Genomic DNA, 16,010 nt, shown 5'->3' with positions numbered 1-16,010 from the left:
GACCCTGGAAATGACAGGTCTAGGCACAGCACGTTCGGCCCAATCGAAACCGCTGGCCGTCCGATGACCGGCGCAGTGGCCCTGATGATCGCCGGCGTGCTCATCGTCCTTGTCTATGACTACACCAACGGCTTGCAGGACGCCGCTAACATGCTGGCGACAATCGTGGCGTCGCGAGCCACGACGCCGATCCAGGCGGCCATCCTCGTCTCGTTCTTCACCTTTCTCGGACCCATCCTCGGCGGCACGGCGGTCGCCAACACGATCGGGAATTTCGTCGACGTGACCAATCTCGAGTCTGTCGCCTCGCTGACGGTCATCCTTGCCGGGCTTGCCGGCGCTATTTCATGGAACCTGATTACCTGGTGGTTCGGCCTGCCGGCCTCATCATCCCAGGCGCTCGTCGGCGGCCTCGTCGGCGCCGTTGTTGTTGCCGCCGGGCCAAGCCATGTTGTCTGGGGTTTCGCAGCTGCGGCGACCGGCCAGCTGACGGGCGTCACCAAGGTTCTGGGCGCGCTCCTCATCTCGCCTGTTCTTGGATTTCTCTTCGGCTGGGTGACCCATCGGATCATGAGCTTTGCTTTACGCGGTGCGCGTCCCACCGCCAACCGGTATCTTCGCTGGTTCCAATGGCTGGCGACCGCAGCACTCGCCTTCTCCCACGGCACCAATGACGCGCAGAAAGGTATGGGCATCATCGCCATGCTGCTGGTGCTCGGCGGGGTCAGTGCCGAATTCTATGTGCCTTTGTGGGTCATCCTCGCAAGTGCGTCGGCGATCACTCTGGGCACGCTGGCGGGCGGCTGGCGGATCGTGCGGACGCTCGGCTTTGGCATCTACAAGGTTCGGCCCATCCACGCTTTGGATGCCCAACTGACGTCAGCCGGCGTGATTCTGGCCGCCTCCGCGATCGGGGGGCCGGTGTCGACCACCCAGGTAGTCAGCACCGCCATCATGGGCATCGGCGCCTCCGAACGGCCAAAGGCAGTGCGCTGGAACACAGCCCGGCATATCGCTGGCACATGGCTCATCACCATGCCGGGGGCCGCTGCCGTGTCGATCGGGTTCTACCTTCTTACGCGGATTGCGTTGGAGGTAACAGGATGATGGATCAGAGTCTGGAGCTCTCTCATCTGCTGCTTTTTGCACAAAGCATTGGCATCGGCTTTTTGATCGGTCTTGAGCGGGAGCGACATGGAAATGCAGTAGCGGGCTTACGTACGTTCACATTGATCGCGCTCGCAGGTTCGTTGGGTGGCTATATCAGCAAACAAAGCACCGATAACGAGATTGCGCTCGTAATTCTCGGACTGGTGGCCATAAGCCTGCTGGTCGCGCAGTTCAAATCCAAATCTGAAGACCCCCATACTACAACGGTTCTGGCAGGCGTTCTCACCTTCGGCCTCGGATACATGCTGTGGGTAGGTCACCCGATTTTAGCCACCGCGCTCGCCGTCTTTATTACCGCCCTGCTCTATTTCCGCAAGGAACTGCGTAACGTCCCACACAGATTGACCAAGCAGGATATCATCTCATTTTTACAGTTTGCCGCAATTGCGTTCATCTTATTACCGATTTTACCTAATGCGACCTATGGCCCCTATGATGTCATAAATCCCTATGAAATTGGTTGGCTTGTCGTCCTGATCAGCGGTCTCAGTCTATTAGGCTATGTTGCGCTGCGATTGTTCGACCACAGGTCTGGAATTCTGATCGTCGGTTTATTGGGGGGAATGGCGTCAACAACGGCAACAACATTGGTCTATGCAAAACACAGCAGGCAACAAGAAGGATTTTCATACATAGCCGCCACGATAATTTTATTATCCCACCTGGTTCAATTCATCCGTGTTGGCATCTTGGTCTCTGTAATTGAATATACGATGCTTCCGCTCATGATCCCCTGGCTGGTGGGTGGCGGCACAGCCGGTGCGCTATTCGTGCTGTGGTCGTATCGTCGGGTTATTAGGTCGCGCAATCCTCTGCCAGCTCTGGACACTGGAAACCCCACCAAACTCGTCACTGCCGCCAGTTTCGCACTCCTTTTCGCAGTGGTATTGTTTCTCTCTGCATTCATGAACGACGTGCTGGCCGATACTGGCGTTTTCCTGGTTTCCTTCGTATCGGGGCTGACTGATCTGGATGCGATCACGGTATCAAACCTTAAACTCGTTTCTGATCAAATCGTTGCACCGAAAGTGGCGGCTTATGCAGTGATTTTAGCCTTTTTCGCCAACCTGATCTTCAAGTTCGGAATTATTTTGATCTTGGGTGACAGAGCTCTGAGATGGCCCACGTTTTTCGGATTCTCCGCCCTGTCCGTCGGCATTTTCGTGGGGATGATATCATATGAATATTTATAAGGACATTTCCATGACTGCCTCTCCCGTAGTCAAGAGAGGACAATCACATCCGGATCGCCGATCGTTGACGAAGTGCACCCTCTGTATGCTTTGGCAACAACCGGACGATCTTCTCCAAAGTGATTGGCTAGAGCGAGCAAAGGAAATGCGGTGATGACCAGGCCAAACACGACAACGAATAAACCCACCTCGCGGTTTTTAAGACTCTTGAATGCAGTGTTTCCGCGTATGCCGGATTTCTATGGCTTGCTGAACGATCAATGCGATCTGGTTGTGCATGCAATGGACGAGTTTGTCGCCTTCATGGAAACGGGGGATACAGCCAAGGCGAAGGAAGTGCGCCGGCTTGAGCACGAAGGCGACAAGCTCAAGGCCAGAAACATCGACGTGCTGAATCGCTCCTTCTCGACGCCATTCGATCGCGAGGATATCTACCGGGCGAGTACCGCCATTGACGAAGGCCTCAACTACGCCAAGACCACGGTGCGCGAGATGGAGATACTTGGAGTAGAGCCTGACATGCACATGCTTGAGATGGCAAGACTCCTGCATCAGGGTGCGAAAGCACTGCAAGCCGGCTTCGCCAGGTTGAAGACGAAGCCGCTGGACACGGAGCGCGACGCAGCCACCGTCCGAAAGACCGAACGCCAGGCCGAAAAGATCTACCGTCAGGCGATCGCCGAGTTGTTCGATCCGGAACATTACGTGCGGGATCTCGCAGCGCGTCGGAAGGAACCGGGGGAAGACCTCGAACTATTGCTGGAGCCGATGGATCAGGCGGCATGCGCCGCGGTCGTCCAAGGGTTGTCCTTTGTCATGGAGGCGCTGAAACGGCGTGAGATTTATCGTCACCTGTCCAACGCCGCTGATCATCTGGCGCATGCCGGCGATATCCTGCATGACATCATCGTCAAGACAGCCTGAGGGCGCGACACAGCGAAATTTCAAGGAGTTTGAGAGATGAGCAAGAACGCCAAGAACGATAAACCCGATGGCGAGGGCTACAAACAGAGCCTGCACCACCTTCGAGTGGAACTGGTCAAGCTGCAGCGGCATCTGATCGAGAATGATCTTCAAATCCTCATCCTCTTCGAAGGCCGCGACGCCGCGGGCAAGGACGGTGTCATCAAGCGGATAACGAAGAATCTGAGCCCGCGCGAAACCCGCGTCGTCGCGCTCGGCAAGCCGTCCGACCGGGATCGCCATTCCTGGTATTTCCAACGCTATGTTCCATACTTGCCCTCAAACCAGGAAATGGTCCTGATGAACCGCAGTTGGTACAATCGCGCCGGCGTTGAGCGTGTCATGGGATATTGCACCGACGCCGAATATGAAGAATTCATGCGCTCGGTGCTGCCCTTCGAACACATGCTCGTGGATGCCGGGATCCAAGTCTTCAAATACTATCTGGATATCTCAAAAGAGGAACAGAAGCGCCGGCTGAAGGACCGCCGCATCGATCCGCTAAAGCAGTGGAAGATCAGTCCGATCGACAAGGTCGCCATCAAGCATTGGGGCGATTACAGCGCCGCCCGCAACGAGATGTTCGAGCGCACCCACAATGAGATCACGCCCTGGTATGTGGTTCGGGCGGACGACAAAAAACGCGCCCGCCTCAATGTCATCCGTCATCTGATGTCGCTGGTCGACTGCCCCGACAAGGACGAGCACGCCGCCAAGCCGGATCCGGAGATCGTCTTCGCCTATGACGAGAGACAACTCGAAAACGGCGCGATTGCCCGGTGATGAGCGGTGGCCAGGCCGGTCGTCAGTGACCGCTATGCTCTCCCTCCGCGGTCCAGCGCGACAGAAAGACACGCTCATAGGCGAACACAGCGGCGATGGCGCCAACCGCGATGACCACGATGATCGGGTCGGATTGCAGCTTCATGGCGCCGAAGACGCCGAGCACGAGCGCGTCGAGCGCGATGGCCGCGATTAGCACCCAACCACTTGCGCCGATCTCGTGACGCAGGCGGCGGAAGACACCCCAGTGGATCAAGATATCCATCACCAGGTAGAAGAACGCGCCAAGCGACGCGATGCGGCTGAGATCGAAGAACACGGCCAGAACCGACGCGATCATCACCGTGTAGACCAGCGTATGCTCGCGGATCGGGCCGGACATGCCAAAATGGCTGTGCGGGATCATCTCCATGTCGGTCAGCATCGCCAGCATGCGCGAGACGGCGAAGACGCTTGCGAGCAGGCCCGAAGCGGTGGCGACAACGGCAAGCGCGATGGTGAAATAGAAGCCGTAGGGACCGAGCGCCGGCTCCGCCGCCTCGGCCAGTGAATAGTCCTTGGCGGCGACGATGTCTTCAAGCGAAAGGCTGGAGCCGACCGCGAATGCGACGAGCAGATAGACCACCACGCAAATCGCGATGGAAAAGATGATCGTGCGGCCGACATTGCGATGCGGGTCGACGATCTCGGCGCCGCTGTTGGTAATCGTGGTGAAGCCCTTGAACGCGAGGATCGACAGGGCGACCGACGCCGTGAAGCCAGCGATCGGGATGGTCTCGGACGATCCGGACGCAGGCTCGAAGGTGAACCCGCTGGCCGCGAGCGCCGCAATGCCGAAGACGGCAATGCCGCCGATCTTCAAAAACGCCATAACGACCGAGAACAGGCCGACGGAGCGGTTGCCCGAGATGTTAACCAGATAAGCAAAGACGATCAGCCCAACGGCGAGCGCGGGCACAAGAATACTATCCGCACCCAGATCGAACGGTCTGAGGACGTAGGTCCCGAAGGTCCGCGCGACAAGGCTCTCATTGATCACCATCGAGAGCGCCATCAGCAGAGACGCTGCCGCCGCGATCGCCCCCGGCCCGTAGGCCTTCTGCAAGATCATTGCGATCCCGCCGGCGGACGGAAAAGCGTTCGACATCTTCACATAGGTGTAGGCGCTGAATCCGGTAACGATCCCGCCGGCGATGAAGGAAAGCGGAAACCACGGGCCCGCAAGTTCTGCAATCTGACCGGTAAGCGCGAAGATTCCCGCTCCGATCATGACGCCGGTGCCCATCGAGACACCGCCGGTCAGAGTGATGCTGTTCGCCTGGTAATCAGATTTCATCAGATCCTCTCGCCCACTCTATAGAATATGGGCATTCCTATACTGCACATTGTCTCTGCCGTTCTGCCCACACCAGAAATATTCTATGAGCATTTGGAAGGCTAATTCATACTGTCCGTATTTTGAGGTGGCATCGGGGCCGACTTGAACCTCTTGTCCGCGTTGCCGCGAGTCGGCTCGGTGCAGGATCGCCACGGCCAAAGACGTGCCATCGCGATATATATGAAGGATCCCGACCAAGCGATCAGCAACAGGCCGTTCAAGGCCTCAACGCCGGTGATGAAGCGGAGGTGATCAGAAGGAAACACATCGCCGAGCCCGAGCGAGGTGTAGCTCACGATCGAAAAATAGAGGTAGTCGAGCGGCTCGGCGACGGCCAGGCCGCCGAAACCGCCGAGGGCGAGGACGCCATCACCAAGCGCATAGGCGACCGCATAAATCCCAATCTCGATGAGATGCGCTGCGGTCACCATAAGAACGATGACCAGGATACGCACACCAGCGGTCATCGCGATGCGCGCCATGCCACCGGACAGCCAACGCAGAACCGCATAATGAAATAAGAACGTCAATATGGCGAGTGACAGCGCCAGTATTGTCGCGACAAGCATTTTGGCCCCTATCCTTCGGCATTCTTGTTTTTAAGTATCTTTGTGGCCGCTTGAACGCGGAGAAAACGGCATGAAGCACTATGGTCACGCAGCGACGGTAGGTTTGAACGGCATCTTCAAGCTACCTGCCCGTCACCTGCGGATCCGACAGTCAGCATCAGGACGTCCGCTCCAAGGTGAGGGCGATGCCCTGCCCGCCGCCGATGCAGAGCGTCACCAAGCCCCGCTTGACCCCATTGCGCTCCATTGCATGCAGGAGTCGCGTCGTCAAAACGGCCCCCGTTGCGCCGATCGGATGACCGTGGGCAATAGCGCCGCCTTCGACGTTAACGATGTCTTGTTCGATTCCGATCTCACGCGCGAGCGCAACGGCAATGGCGGCAAAGGCCTCATTGATCTCGACGCGGTCGAGATCGCCAACGCTCCAGCCCGCCCGCTCCAGAGCCTGAAAGACGGCCGGTACCGGTCCGAGGCCGAACATGCCGGGATCGACCGCGCCCACACCGTAGGAAACCAACCTGGCCATGGGTTTAAGACCGTTCTTCTCCGCCCAAGTCGCCTCGGCGATTATCATCGCCGCCGCTCCGCTGTTGAGTCCCGGCGCATTGCCAGCCGTAATCGTACCCTCCTTGCGGAAGGCAGGCCTGAGCTTGCTCAGACTGTCGAGGGTCGTGTCGGGCCGGTTGTGCTCGTCGGTATCGAATGTGGTCGTCTCCTTACGAGTCTTGAGTTCTACCGGAGCGATCTCTTGCTTGAAATTGCCAGCAGCCTGCGCCTCGGAAAAGCGCCGCTGAGAGCGTTCGGCCCAGCGATCCTGATCTTCGCGCGTAATCTGAGCCTTCTTCACCAAGTCTTCCGTGTGCCAGCCGGAGTGCTCGCTGGAAAAGGCGTCGTTCAGGCCGTCACGGAGCATGCTGTCGTACATCTGGGCATCACCCATGCGATAACCCCAGCGCCCGTTTTGAACGATGTAGGGGGCCTGGTCCATGTTCTCCATGCCGCCGGCGACCGCGCAGTCGATATGTCCGAGCATGATCTCCTGGGCCGCCGAGGCGATCGCCTGAGCCCCAGAGCCGCACACCCGATTGACGGTCATCGCTGGCACGCCAACCGGAATGTCAGCACCGATTGCCGCCTGGCGTGAAGGGTTCATTCTGGCGCCCGCCTGGATCACCTGTCCCATGACCACGGTTTGAACGAGCGAGGGATCGACGCCCGACCGCTCGATCGTCGCGCGGATCGCCGTTGCGCCGAGCTCGGTCGCCGGCAGATCTTTCAAGGATCCTCCATAGGTGCCGATCGCGGTGCGCACGGGGGTACAAAGCATAACCTGCTTGTGAGTCATCGGTGTGCTTTCCTTCTTGTCTCGCTTGAGTGGATTGGTTCCTGATTCCGCTCAGATCAGGTACTGGCCGCCATTGACGGTCAGCGTCGAACCCGTGATGAAACCCGCGTCGTCGCTCGCCAGAAACACCACGGCCCGGGCAATTTCCTCGGGTTGGCCGAGGCGGCCGACCGGGATCTGGGCGACGATGCTATCGAGAACCTTAGGGGAAACGTCGGCGACCATGTCGGTCTCGATATAGCCCGGGGCAATGGCGTTGACGGTGACGCCTTTGGCGGCGCTCTCGAGCGCTAGCGCCTTGGTGAATCCCAGAAGACCGGCTTTCGCCGCCGCATAGTTGGTCTGGCCCAGTTGGCCCTTCTGGCCATTAATCGAGCTGATGTTGATAATGCGGCCGTAACCGCGCTCCCGCATCGGGGAAATGACGGTGCGGCACATAGTGAAACAAGCGGTCAAATCGGTATCGATTACCGCGCGCCAGTGCTCTGACGTTAATTTATGGAGCATAGCGTCGCGGGTGATCCCCGCATTGTTCACGAGAATCTCGACCGGGCCATATGCGGTGGTGATTTTCGCGACGGCGGCGGCGCAGGCCTCGTCATCGGCCACATCCCATTTGAAAACAGGGATGCCCGTTGCCGCCTTGAAGTCTTCGGCCGCCAGATCGTTGCCGTGGTAGCTAGCGGCGACCGTATAGCCCGCATCGCGCAGGGTTCTGGCAATCGCGGAGCCGATTCCGCGCGTGCCGCCGGTCACCAATGCCGTTCGTCCCATGATTTCAACCCCCGTAAGAGATACCAACCGCTCTGCAACGGCCGTTGCAGCCTTGTGCGAAAACTGCAGATTGCGTTGTGTCGCGTTGGGCAAGGTCTTTGATCACGTTCATTCCTCCTTACGGGCTCAATCCTTCCGGGTCCTCCATGTCTAGAAGACGATGCCCGGCTGGCTCCGTTACACAAGGAGCGCTGATCGCATAGTCGTTCGACGGGAAGGAAAGCTCCGACCCGCTCCGGTGGCCGTGAAGGATTTGTGTAACTTTCGGCGACCCATTCACGTCTTATGTGACGCCAATGAAAATCCGGGTGGGCACACCGTCCCGGTTTTGAGCAGCGGAGGAGCGAGGCCAAGTGATCGAGACGATGGAAGATGGAATCCGTGCCGCTTCAAAAGCCGGCCTGATTGATCCAGATAACGAACAGCTCGTTCATCCAGAAGGGTTTTTAACCCCAAGGTGCCAGCCATGCCGACGCCAGCGCGACTGCCTTGATGGTGGCGTTTTGGCGGCACACAAAGGCCGGAACGGAAATAGCGACGGGGAGGGAGATTCTGGGTGTCCACCGGACTCGGACGGCTCCGACGACACCGAGATGGAGGCAATTCTGCAGGAGTTTATCGAAACGCTTATCCGTCTCTTGGAACCCCGCTACGCCGAGGTGGTGTGGCGCGCGGAAATTCTGAATCATCCGCCCACCAGGATCGCCACAGATCTCGGTCTCAGCGAACAGATAGTCATCAGACGACTTCAGCTAGGCCGCCGGACCCTCCTACACCTCGTCATGTTGACGCTGGAACCCCCTCTTAAGGTTTGATGCCCAAACATTTTGACTGTTCCGTGCTGGGAAATAAAACGGCAATCAAGAATTTACTTGGAATCGACAGTAGCGACAGATCAATTGGCAATAACTCTCGAGTTTCTGCGAATTTACCCCTGTCCCGTCCAATCAAGGGATGAGATAGGGGCTGATCTCGAAGAGGGGAGTGACAGGTCGTCTGATGCGATGCAACGATCCTGGATCCTTTCACGCTGAAGCCGGTGGTAGCCGCGGGAGCGTCTGCCTCGCCGTGGCGCGAAATGAACGCAGAACTTTGTAGTCAAAGAGTACGTGAAGAGAGGATAGAATCAATGAGCCAAGCCCATAGCGGCCATGCCGGCCACATGCCGTCAAGCGGACGGGGAATGGTGATCTCGGCTTGGCTGACCGGCATCTATTTCGTGATCGAGATGGGCATCGGCCTCTGGACGGGCTCGATCGCGGTGATTTCCGACGCCTTCCACACCTTCTCGGCGGTGGGTGGCGTACTAGTCGCGATCGTCGCCGCCAAGCTTGCCCGCCGCCCCGCCGACGAGGATCGCAGTTTCGGCTGGTACCGCGCCGAGATTATCGGAGCGCTCGTCAATGGCGGCTTCCTTCTGGGCATGGCGCTCATCGTGATCGTAATGGGTGCGATGCGGCTGTCCGACCCGATCGAGCTGCCTACCGGGCCGATGCTTTGGGCCGCGGCGGGCGGGCTTTTCACCGAGTTTATTTCGCTCGGCTTGATCTGGAAGCAGAGCCAGAGCGACCTGAACGTGAAAGGCGCACTTTGGCACATCATTCAAACCTTCGTCGGCAGCCTGCTCATTATCGTGACGGCACTCGTGATTCAATTCACCGGGTTCCTGCTGATCGATCCGATCCTTGGTATGGGCTTCGGCTTCGTGCTGCTCTGGGCCAGCTGGGGCATTCTGCGCGACGCTGCTCACCTATTGATGGAAGGCACACCGGCCGACGTCGGCCTGTCCGATGTCACCGGCGCGCTGGAGCAGGTCGAAGGCGTTGCGAATGCCCACCACGTCCATGCCTGGGCTCTGACCAGCGGCCGTTACGTCTTCTCCGGTCATGTGCGCGTCGCCGACGAGACCGATCCCCAAGCGGTCCTGGCGGCAGCGCACGCCATGCTCAAAGAAAAATTCGGATTCTTCTTCGTCACCTTGCAGGTCGAGGACACCTGCCTTGATGAGTCCGGGGCTGAAGCCATCGACGTGACGCGCACGGCAGGGGGCCGCAGCCGGAAATGAAGATCGTTCTCCTGCTCCTGCTGATCACGCTGTCGGAGGCCACAATCGGCGTGTTCGTGAAGCTCACCGACGGACTGATCCCGATCCAGACGCTGAATTTCTACGCTCTGAGCTTCGCGGCCGCCTTTCTGATGGCGGTCATGCCGCTGGCGACCGGCCGGCCCTTGCGCTTTCCGAAAGGCAACCTGAAAGACACCGCGATCATCGGCGTGCTGATCGCCACGCAGATCAGCGTTTTCAACTACGCCATGACGCTGGTGCCCATCGCCAATGCGGTGATCTTCTGGAGCGTCGCGCCCTTCTTCGTGTTCATCTTCTCGGCGCTGTTTCTCGGCGAAAAGGCACGCAAGAGCTACATCCTGATCTTCGCCGTCGCGCTGACCGGTATCGTCCTCGCCAAGCCGCTTGAGGGCGGCCACATGATCGGCAACCTCGTCGCACTCGGCGACGGCGCGATCTACGCCGCCATGGTCGCCTACATGCGCTACGAAGGAAAGACCGAGGCCGGCAACGACATCGCCTGGTCGATGCTCGCGGGGGCGCTGATCCTGTCGCCAGCGCTCATCCTCGCCGGCCCCGGCACGCCCGCCGCGACCATCTCCTATGCCGCACTCGGGATGGACCTGCCGGTGATGCTCTGGGCAGCGGGGCTGGGCATCGTCTCGACCGGCTTCGCCTATTTCGGCATCTCCATCGTCCTCAAGACGCTCAACGCCAATGTCTATGCGCTCGTCGATATCATCGTCTCACCGGTCGTGGCGTCAACGCTGGGCTACCTTATCTTCGCCGAAATCCCGGCGCAGGGCATGATCTATGGTGGCGCATTGCTGCTCGGGGCCGGTTTCTGGTTGACCCGCGAGATGTCGCGCGGCGCGGAAAACCGGGCCGTTCATCCCTGCCAGTGTGCGTGAACCGAACGGATCAACTCGTGTGAATCCAATCAGCAACGACACGAGACTTGGCAGACAAACGCCAGTAGGTCGTGATGGTGGTGTCGCGGGACGGATAGACGATGGGATGAAAGTCGAGTGACCGTTGGAATCATCGCGCAAATCATTCTGGTCATGTTGCTTTGGGCTGCCTGCTTCCCGCTGATAACCGTCGGCATTGAATTTGCCCCTCACCTGACATTCGCCACGCTGCGCGCGTTCCTGGCAGGCGCAGCGTTGATCATCGTCGCGCTTGCATTGCGGCAGCCCCTGCCCAAAAGTCGTCGAATCTGGACAATGTTGGCCATCGTTGGCGCAGGTGCCACCAGCCTGGGCTTCTTGGGGATGTTCCATGCCGCGGAATTCGTTTCCCCGGGCATCGCCACTGTAATCGCCAACACCCAACCGCTGTTGGCGGCGAGTCTGGCGGGTATCATCCTCAAAGAACAGTTGACCGCGCTGGGCAAAGCAGGCCTTGCCTTGGGCTTTATGGGGATACTCGTCATCACTTCGCCCCAGATACTCACCGGCGGGCAAGAAAATTACATTCTAGGAGTAGCCTATATTGTCCTGGCTGCACTCGGCGTCACGGTCAGCAACGTTGTAATTAAACGAATTGCCGGAAACGTCGACGCCCTTATGGCAATGGGCCTCCAGTTGCTCATCGGCAGTGTTCCGCTCGCTATTGTCGCCTGGGCCACGGAGGAGCCAACAACGATCCGATGGACGTTGCCATTTGTAGGCGCGCTCCTTGTTCTCAGTCTGTTCGGGTCGGCGTTGGTATACTGGCTATGGTTCTCCGTGCTGGAGAAAGCGCCTCTCAACCGCGCGAACGCGTTCAGCTTCCTGATCCCGATTTTCGGCCTTGCAATGGGCGCTTTGTTTTACGGTGAGACCCTTGGCTGGATGCAGATCGCCGGCATTGTCCTTGCGATTCTTGGGGTCGTGTTGGTGACGCGCAGAGGGACTAAGCCGGCCAGAATGGCCGGATAAGGGCAACCGTGTTGGTTTGCTGCTGCCCGGCCTAGGTTCGCGCCCAGCTTCCACCACAGATTTCTCTCGACTTACCTTCGACCACGGCGGTTGCCCTCACTGAACTACTGTACCGTTACTCTTTATGGCTTTGATTTAGATCAATGCCGTTGCTCTCGATTCTCGCATTATGAGCCCGAAACTCGACCCCTATGGTGGGTTTTAGCGCAAGGCTGAGCGTGGGGTGTTGTCGTGCGTTGACCTAAGGCGCTCAGCCCGAAGATGTTTCCGGATCGCCCGATCTTGCCAACTCGGGCCGAGGTTTTGAGCATGACTGTAGCAGCACATAAGACGATTGAAACCGACCCACTTTCCGATGAGCTCGGCAACACGTCACGGCCGATGACGCCGGAAATAGAAATGGCACTCACCGACTATTATCACGAATTTCGTCGCTATCTCGTGCGTCGGGTCGGGGATTCGGTCACTGCGGAGGATGTGCTTCAAACTTTCTGCGTGCGAGTCATCAACAGCGGGACAGTACTTAGGAATAGCGAAAGTGTGGTCGCCTGGTTGTATACGGTGCTGCGCTCGGTGCTGACCGATCATTACCGCAGTGAGGCTGCACGGCGGCGCCGAAAAGACAGCTACATGCAAGACCAGATGGTATTGGGCGATGGCCAGATAGATCTTGCGAACGAGAAAAGCGTTTGCAGCTGTCTTCGAGAGCTTGTGCCGGGGTTGCGCCCGGACTATGCAGAGATTCTTGAACGGATCGATCTGTCGGATGAACCGCGTGAACGAGCCGCAGCTGATCTTGGGATCACACCATCGAATGCGAGAGTGCGCCTGCATCGGGCGCGCCAAGCACTGCGTGTTTCTCTAGCAGCGTTCTGCACCGATTGCTCCGAAGGTAGATTTGACGACTGCACCTGTGAATCAATGCGCAACGGCAAGAGCTGTAGTTTGTAACTATCACAAAGTTCTACAACTGCCCTTCTATCGGCGGGCTGAACCGCGCCGGGTTTGCCGAAGGCTTTAACTCTCAAGAGGATGGAGCGATGAAAGAGAACCCTTGCCGACATACTCAAGCTGAAGTGCGCGCGAGGTGGTGAGTCCAAACGATCTCGAAGCCTTCTCGACCGAGACCGACGCGGAATTCGGCGACGGGATATGCAACTTTCTCCCCACAGCCTCCTTGTCCACGCTCAGGCTAGAATGCGCCGACTTGATGTCGCGCGTAGAGCTGTTGGGAGATTCGCGGAATTGTGCGGCAGCGCCTCGGCGCCGACTTGAAGAATGTCGCTGTGAGGCTGCATCACGACCAAGCAAGCACTGGAAAAGCAGCAGCAGGGGGTTTGTTTGTGCCTGATCTGCCCGATCCATGGTTTCCTCGACTGCCGCTGTGAAGAGACGGATTGTGCACGGGGCCGGCAGGTGGGCTGAAGCTGTAACGGCGGGCAAGTCGTTCCGTCTGTAAGTCCAGATGGTTGTGCCTTCGGGTCACCATAGCGATCCGATGTCCGACGCTGCACCGGTTGCGCCCCCTCCACCCCTACAGCGTCTTTCATCCCAACCAAGGAGACCGGAGATGACAGATTCACGGCCGATGATACCTTCCAGCACGATGCGTTTGCCGGGTTTGAAAGCTCTCGCCATAGCCGCGGGCCTCACCGTCCTCACCGCGGCAGGTGCATTGGCGGCCCAGCATGGAGCAAAGCCACAGCAAGGCCAATCCCAGCAGATGCAGCAGCAGATGCAAGGCGGGCCGTCCTTCGAGCGCATGCAGGAGATGATGCAGCAGGCCCGCGAGACAACAGACCCCGCCGAGCGCCGTCAGCTCACGCGCCAGCACATGCAGATGATGGTCGAGAAGATGCAGGCGATGCACGGCATGATGGGGAACATGCCCATGCAGGGCCAGATGGGCGGCCGGATGTCGGGCGATCAGGGATCCGGCAGTCAGGGCATGGGCATGTCCGGGGACATGTCGGGCGATATGTCCGAACGGATGCAGCAGATGATGGGGCGCATGCAAGAACAGCAGGGCATGATGCAGCAGATGATGCAACAGATGCTCGAACAGCAGCGCATGATGATGGAGATGGACGAAGACCGCTAACGTCTGGAAGGCGGCTGCCGCATCCTGAATGCGGAAGCCGCCCCCAAGGAGAGAAAGGGACGGTTCTGTGATGCTGATGCAGTTCGACTTCGTCTGTAACGGTCCCTTCGGCCAGGACACGGTCGAGGCGATGGACGGGCTGGCGCCCGCCATCGAAAACCTCAACGCCAAGCTGTTCGACGTGCACCGTCCCCTGAGCGAAATCACCAAAGGACCAATGTGAACGAAGGGCAGGACACACGACCCAATCCACCCTGGCCCCGCATCATCGCCGGTCTGGCGGTGTTGGCCGTCTTCCTCGCGACCGTCCTTGTGTTATGGCGCATCGGCATACTGGACCGCCTGCGCGACGGCGCAGCGCTTGAGCAGGCTGTGATGCAATTCGGCCCGCTCGGTCCCTTTTTGATCATCGGCCTGATGACCGTCGCCATTGTCATGAGCCCGATTCCAAGCGCGCCGATCGCGCTCGCCTCCGGCGCGGCCTACGGCCATTACTGGGGCGCGTTCTACGTTGCCATTGGCTCCGAGATCGGCGCCCTAACCGCTTTTGGCGTCGCGCGCCTCATCGGATACGACGCACTCAAGGCATGGCTCGGCACGCGGCTGTCGACGGGTGTCCTGCACCGCTTCATCACGTCCCAGAACGCCCTCATGGCGGTTGTGTTCGCGACACGGCTCATGCCGTTCCTGTCCTTCGACGTCATCAGCTACGCCGCCGGTCTGACGCCGCTCAGGACTTGGCGCTTTGCCCTTGCTACCCTGTTCGGTATCATCCCGGCGAGCTTCCTGCTCGCGCATTTCGGAGATGAGCTCGCCTCCGGTGACTGGCGGCGTGCCGGGTTAACGGTGCTCGCCCTTGGGCTCATAACCCTGCTTCCTCTCGCCTGGAAGACTGCTCCGGCGCGCTACCGACTAGCTCTGAAGCGCTTATTAAAGCTTGGATAAGCGAGGAACCCCGCGTCGTAATAGCAGTTCTGGCGGTATGTCAGCGTGAATCCCAACGTGACTTGCTTGTGCAACCTCCCCAAGCCGCATTGGTCGGCCCGATTCTACAGAACACAACCTTGCCATGCGTAGGCGACATCAACACCTATGGCGCCATCGCGCCATGAGCAAAAGTTCCAGAAATATCGAACACTCCTCCTCCGAGTATGGCTACAGCTTGATTCTTAGTGGTACCCATATAGTACCCGATCGCATTTCCGGACTATAGCTTGAGAGTCGAAAAGCCCGCTAGCGTGCTGTACTAGCGGGCTTTTTATGGTTGCGGGGGCCGGACTCCGGCCCCGGCGCCGCCGGGCGGCTCATTCCCTTTCCAGGGCCATCTGCAGAGGAACGGGAGGGGCAAGCCTGGACTGAAGCGCTCACGTTGAAGAAATCCGAGGTCGCGCTGACGCTCGCACTGGGCGAGGAGAAGTGGACGGTCCCACGCTATATCCGGGATGGCCTCGTGTGGTTAGCGGAACAGGATGTACCTCCGCCGGCAATCGCCCCGCCGGCCGCGGGGGTTGTGGCATGACTGCGGAGGAGACACCAAACCCCGCGCTTATAGCGGCGCGAGACGCCGACGCACGTGTAATAGCCTGTCTCGGAGAGGGGCGCAGTTTCCTCCTTGAAGCAGGCGCGGGCAAGACCTATTCGCTGGTATAAACAAAGAGAACGAAGGAGGATGCGCAGCGACAAACAGGATGAGACTCAGCGACAATCAGGATGAGACGTTTCGGCGGGTGTGTGTCGCAGGGAGGGC

16 protein-coding genes are annotated in these 16,010 nt (G+C 58.9%); 12 read left to right on the top strand and 4 right to left on the bottom strand.

Translation table 11 applies throughout. The features are described from left to right. Positions 1-63: 63 nt before the first annotated feature. From BKM74_RS15425 to ppk2, 4 genes are all read left to right on the top strand, one after another. Positions 64-1,107 (top strand): inorganic phosphate transporter, encoded by a 1,044-nt coding sequence (locus BKM74_RS15425; RefSeq protein WP_086466604.1) that lies wholly within the window; start codon positions 64-66, stop codon positions 1,105-1,107. After that, a complete protein-coding gene (locus BKM74_RS15420; protein ID WP_176342562.1) occupies positions 1,104-2,363 on the top strand; it encodes an MgtC/SapB family protein in 1,260 nt (419 codons plus the stop codon). Before BKM74_RS15425 ends, BKM74_RS15420 begins: the two co-directional genes overlap by 4 nt. Before the next feature lie 153 nt (positions 2,364-2,516). Continuing rightward, entirely contained in the window at positions 2,517-3,287 is a 771-nt protein-coding gene (locus BKM74_RS15415; protein ID WP_217895504.1) for a DUF47 domain-containing protein, read from the top strand. A gap of 36 nt (positions 3,288-3,323) precedes the next feature. Then, a complete protein-coding gene (gene ppk2 / locus BKM74_RS15410) occupies positions 3,324-4,109 on the top strand; it encodes a polyphosphate kinase 2 (protein WP_086466601.1) in 786 nt (261 codons plus the stop codon). A gap of 22 nt (positions 4,110-4,131) precedes the next feature. Here the strand turns inward: ppk2 and BKM74_RS15405 are convergent, their stop codons facing one another. The 4 genes from BKM74_RS15405 to phbB form a co-directional block, all read right to left on the bottom strand. After that, positions 4,132-5,445, bottom strand: a complete 1,314-nt coding sequence (locus BKM74_RS15405) for an APC family permease (RefSeq protein WP_086466600.1) — start codon at positions 5,443-5,445, stop codon at positions 4,132-4,134. Positions 5,446-5,546: 101 nt separating this feature from the next. Further along, a complete protein-coding gene (locus BKM74_RS15400; RefSeq protein WP_008892268.1) occupies positions 5,547-6,056 on the bottom strand; it encodes a potassium channel family protein in 510 nt (169 codons plus the stop codon). Between the two features lie 157 nt (positions 6,057-6,213). Further along, entirely contained in the window at positions 6,214-7,401 is a 1,188-nt protein-coding gene (locus BKM74_RS15395; RefSeq protein WP_086466599.1) for an acetyl-CoA C-acetyltransferase, read from the bottom strand. A gap of 51 nt (positions 7,402-7,452) precedes the next feature. Then, positions 7,453-8,175: an acetoacetyl-CoA reductase gene (gene phbB / locus BKM74_RS15390; RefSeq protein ID WP_143435594.1), complete on the bottom strand. Its 723-nt coding sequence runs from the start codon at positions 8,173-8,175 to the stop codon at positions 7,453-7,455. 353 nt (positions 8,176-8,528) lie between these two features. Here phbB and BKM74_RS18580 point away from each other — a divergent pair, with 353 nt between their 5' ends. The 8 genes from BKM74_RS18580 to BKM74_RS15355 all read left to right on the top strand — a co-directional run bounded on the left by BKM74_RS18580 (position 8,529) and on the right by BKM74_RS15355 (position 15,208). Next, positions 8,529-8,990, top strand: coding sequence for a sigma-70 RNA polymerase sigma factor region 4 domain-containing protein (locus tag BKM74_RS18580; RefSeq protein ID WP_084399043.1), 462 nt, complete (start codon positions 8,529-8,531; stop codon positions 8,988-8,990). A 314-nt stretch (positions 8,991-9,304) separates the two neighbouring features. Continuing rightward, complete coding sequence (locus BKM74_RS15380) at positions 9,305-10,240, top strand: cation diffusion facilitator family transporter (RefSeq protein WP_008892264.1); 936 nt, start codon at positions 9,305-9,307, stop codon at positions 10,238-10,240. Further along, a complete protein-coding gene (locus BKM74_RS15375) occupies positions 10,237-11,151 on the top strand; it encodes a DMT family transporter (RefSeq protein ID WP_086466597.1) in 915 nt (304 codons plus the stop codon). Before BKM74_RS15380 ends, BKM74_RS15375 begins: the two co-directional genes overlap by 4 nt. A gap of 117 nt (positions 11,152-11,268) precedes the next feature. Beyond that, positions 11,269-12,162 (top strand): DMT family transporter, encoded by an 894-nt coding sequence (locus BKM74_RS15370; RefSeq protein ID WP_086466596.1) that lies wholly within the window; start codon positions 11,269-11,271, stop codon positions 12,160-12,162. A gap of 309 nt (positions 12,163-12,471) precedes the next feature. After that, positions 12,472-13,113, top strand: a complete 642-nt coding sequence (locus BKM74_RS15365) for an RNA polymerase sigma factor (protein ID WP_158085720.1) — start codon at positions 12,472-12,474, stop codon at positions 13,111-13,113. 619 nt (positions 13,114-13,732) lie between these two features. Further along, positions 13,733-14,263, top strand: a complete 531-nt coding sequence (locus BKM74_RS15360; RefSeq protein ID WP_140056102.1) for a hypothetical protein — start codon at positions 13,733-13,735, stop codon at positions 14,261-14,263. Between the two features lie 70 nt (positions 14,264-14,333). Continuing rightward, positions 14,334-14,486 carry a hypothetical protein gene (locus BKM74_RS18790; protein ID WP_158085718.1) on the top strand — a complete coding sequence of 51 codons (153 nt, stop codon included), beginning with the start codon at positions 14,334-14,336 and terminating at the stop codon, positions 14,484-14,486. Continuing rightward, positions 14,483-15,208, top strand: coding sequence for a TVP38/TMEM64 family protein (locus tag BKM74_RS15355; protein WP_084399039.1), 726 nt, complete (start codon positions 14,483-14,485; stop codon positions 15,206-15,208). Before BKM74_RS18790 ends, BKM74_RS15355 begins: the two co-directional genes overlap by 4 nt. Positions 15,209-16,010: the final 802 nt, after the last annotated feature.

Source organism: Oceanibaculum nanhaiense (assembly GCF_002148795.1).
Classification (GTDB): Bacteria; Pseudomonadota; Alphaproteobacteria; order Oceanibaculales; family Oceanibaculaceae; genus Oceanibaculum; species Oceanibaculum nanhaiense.
The sequence above is the reverse complement of the archived record's forward strand: the minus strand, read 5'-3'. Positions and strand labels throughout refer to the sequence as shown.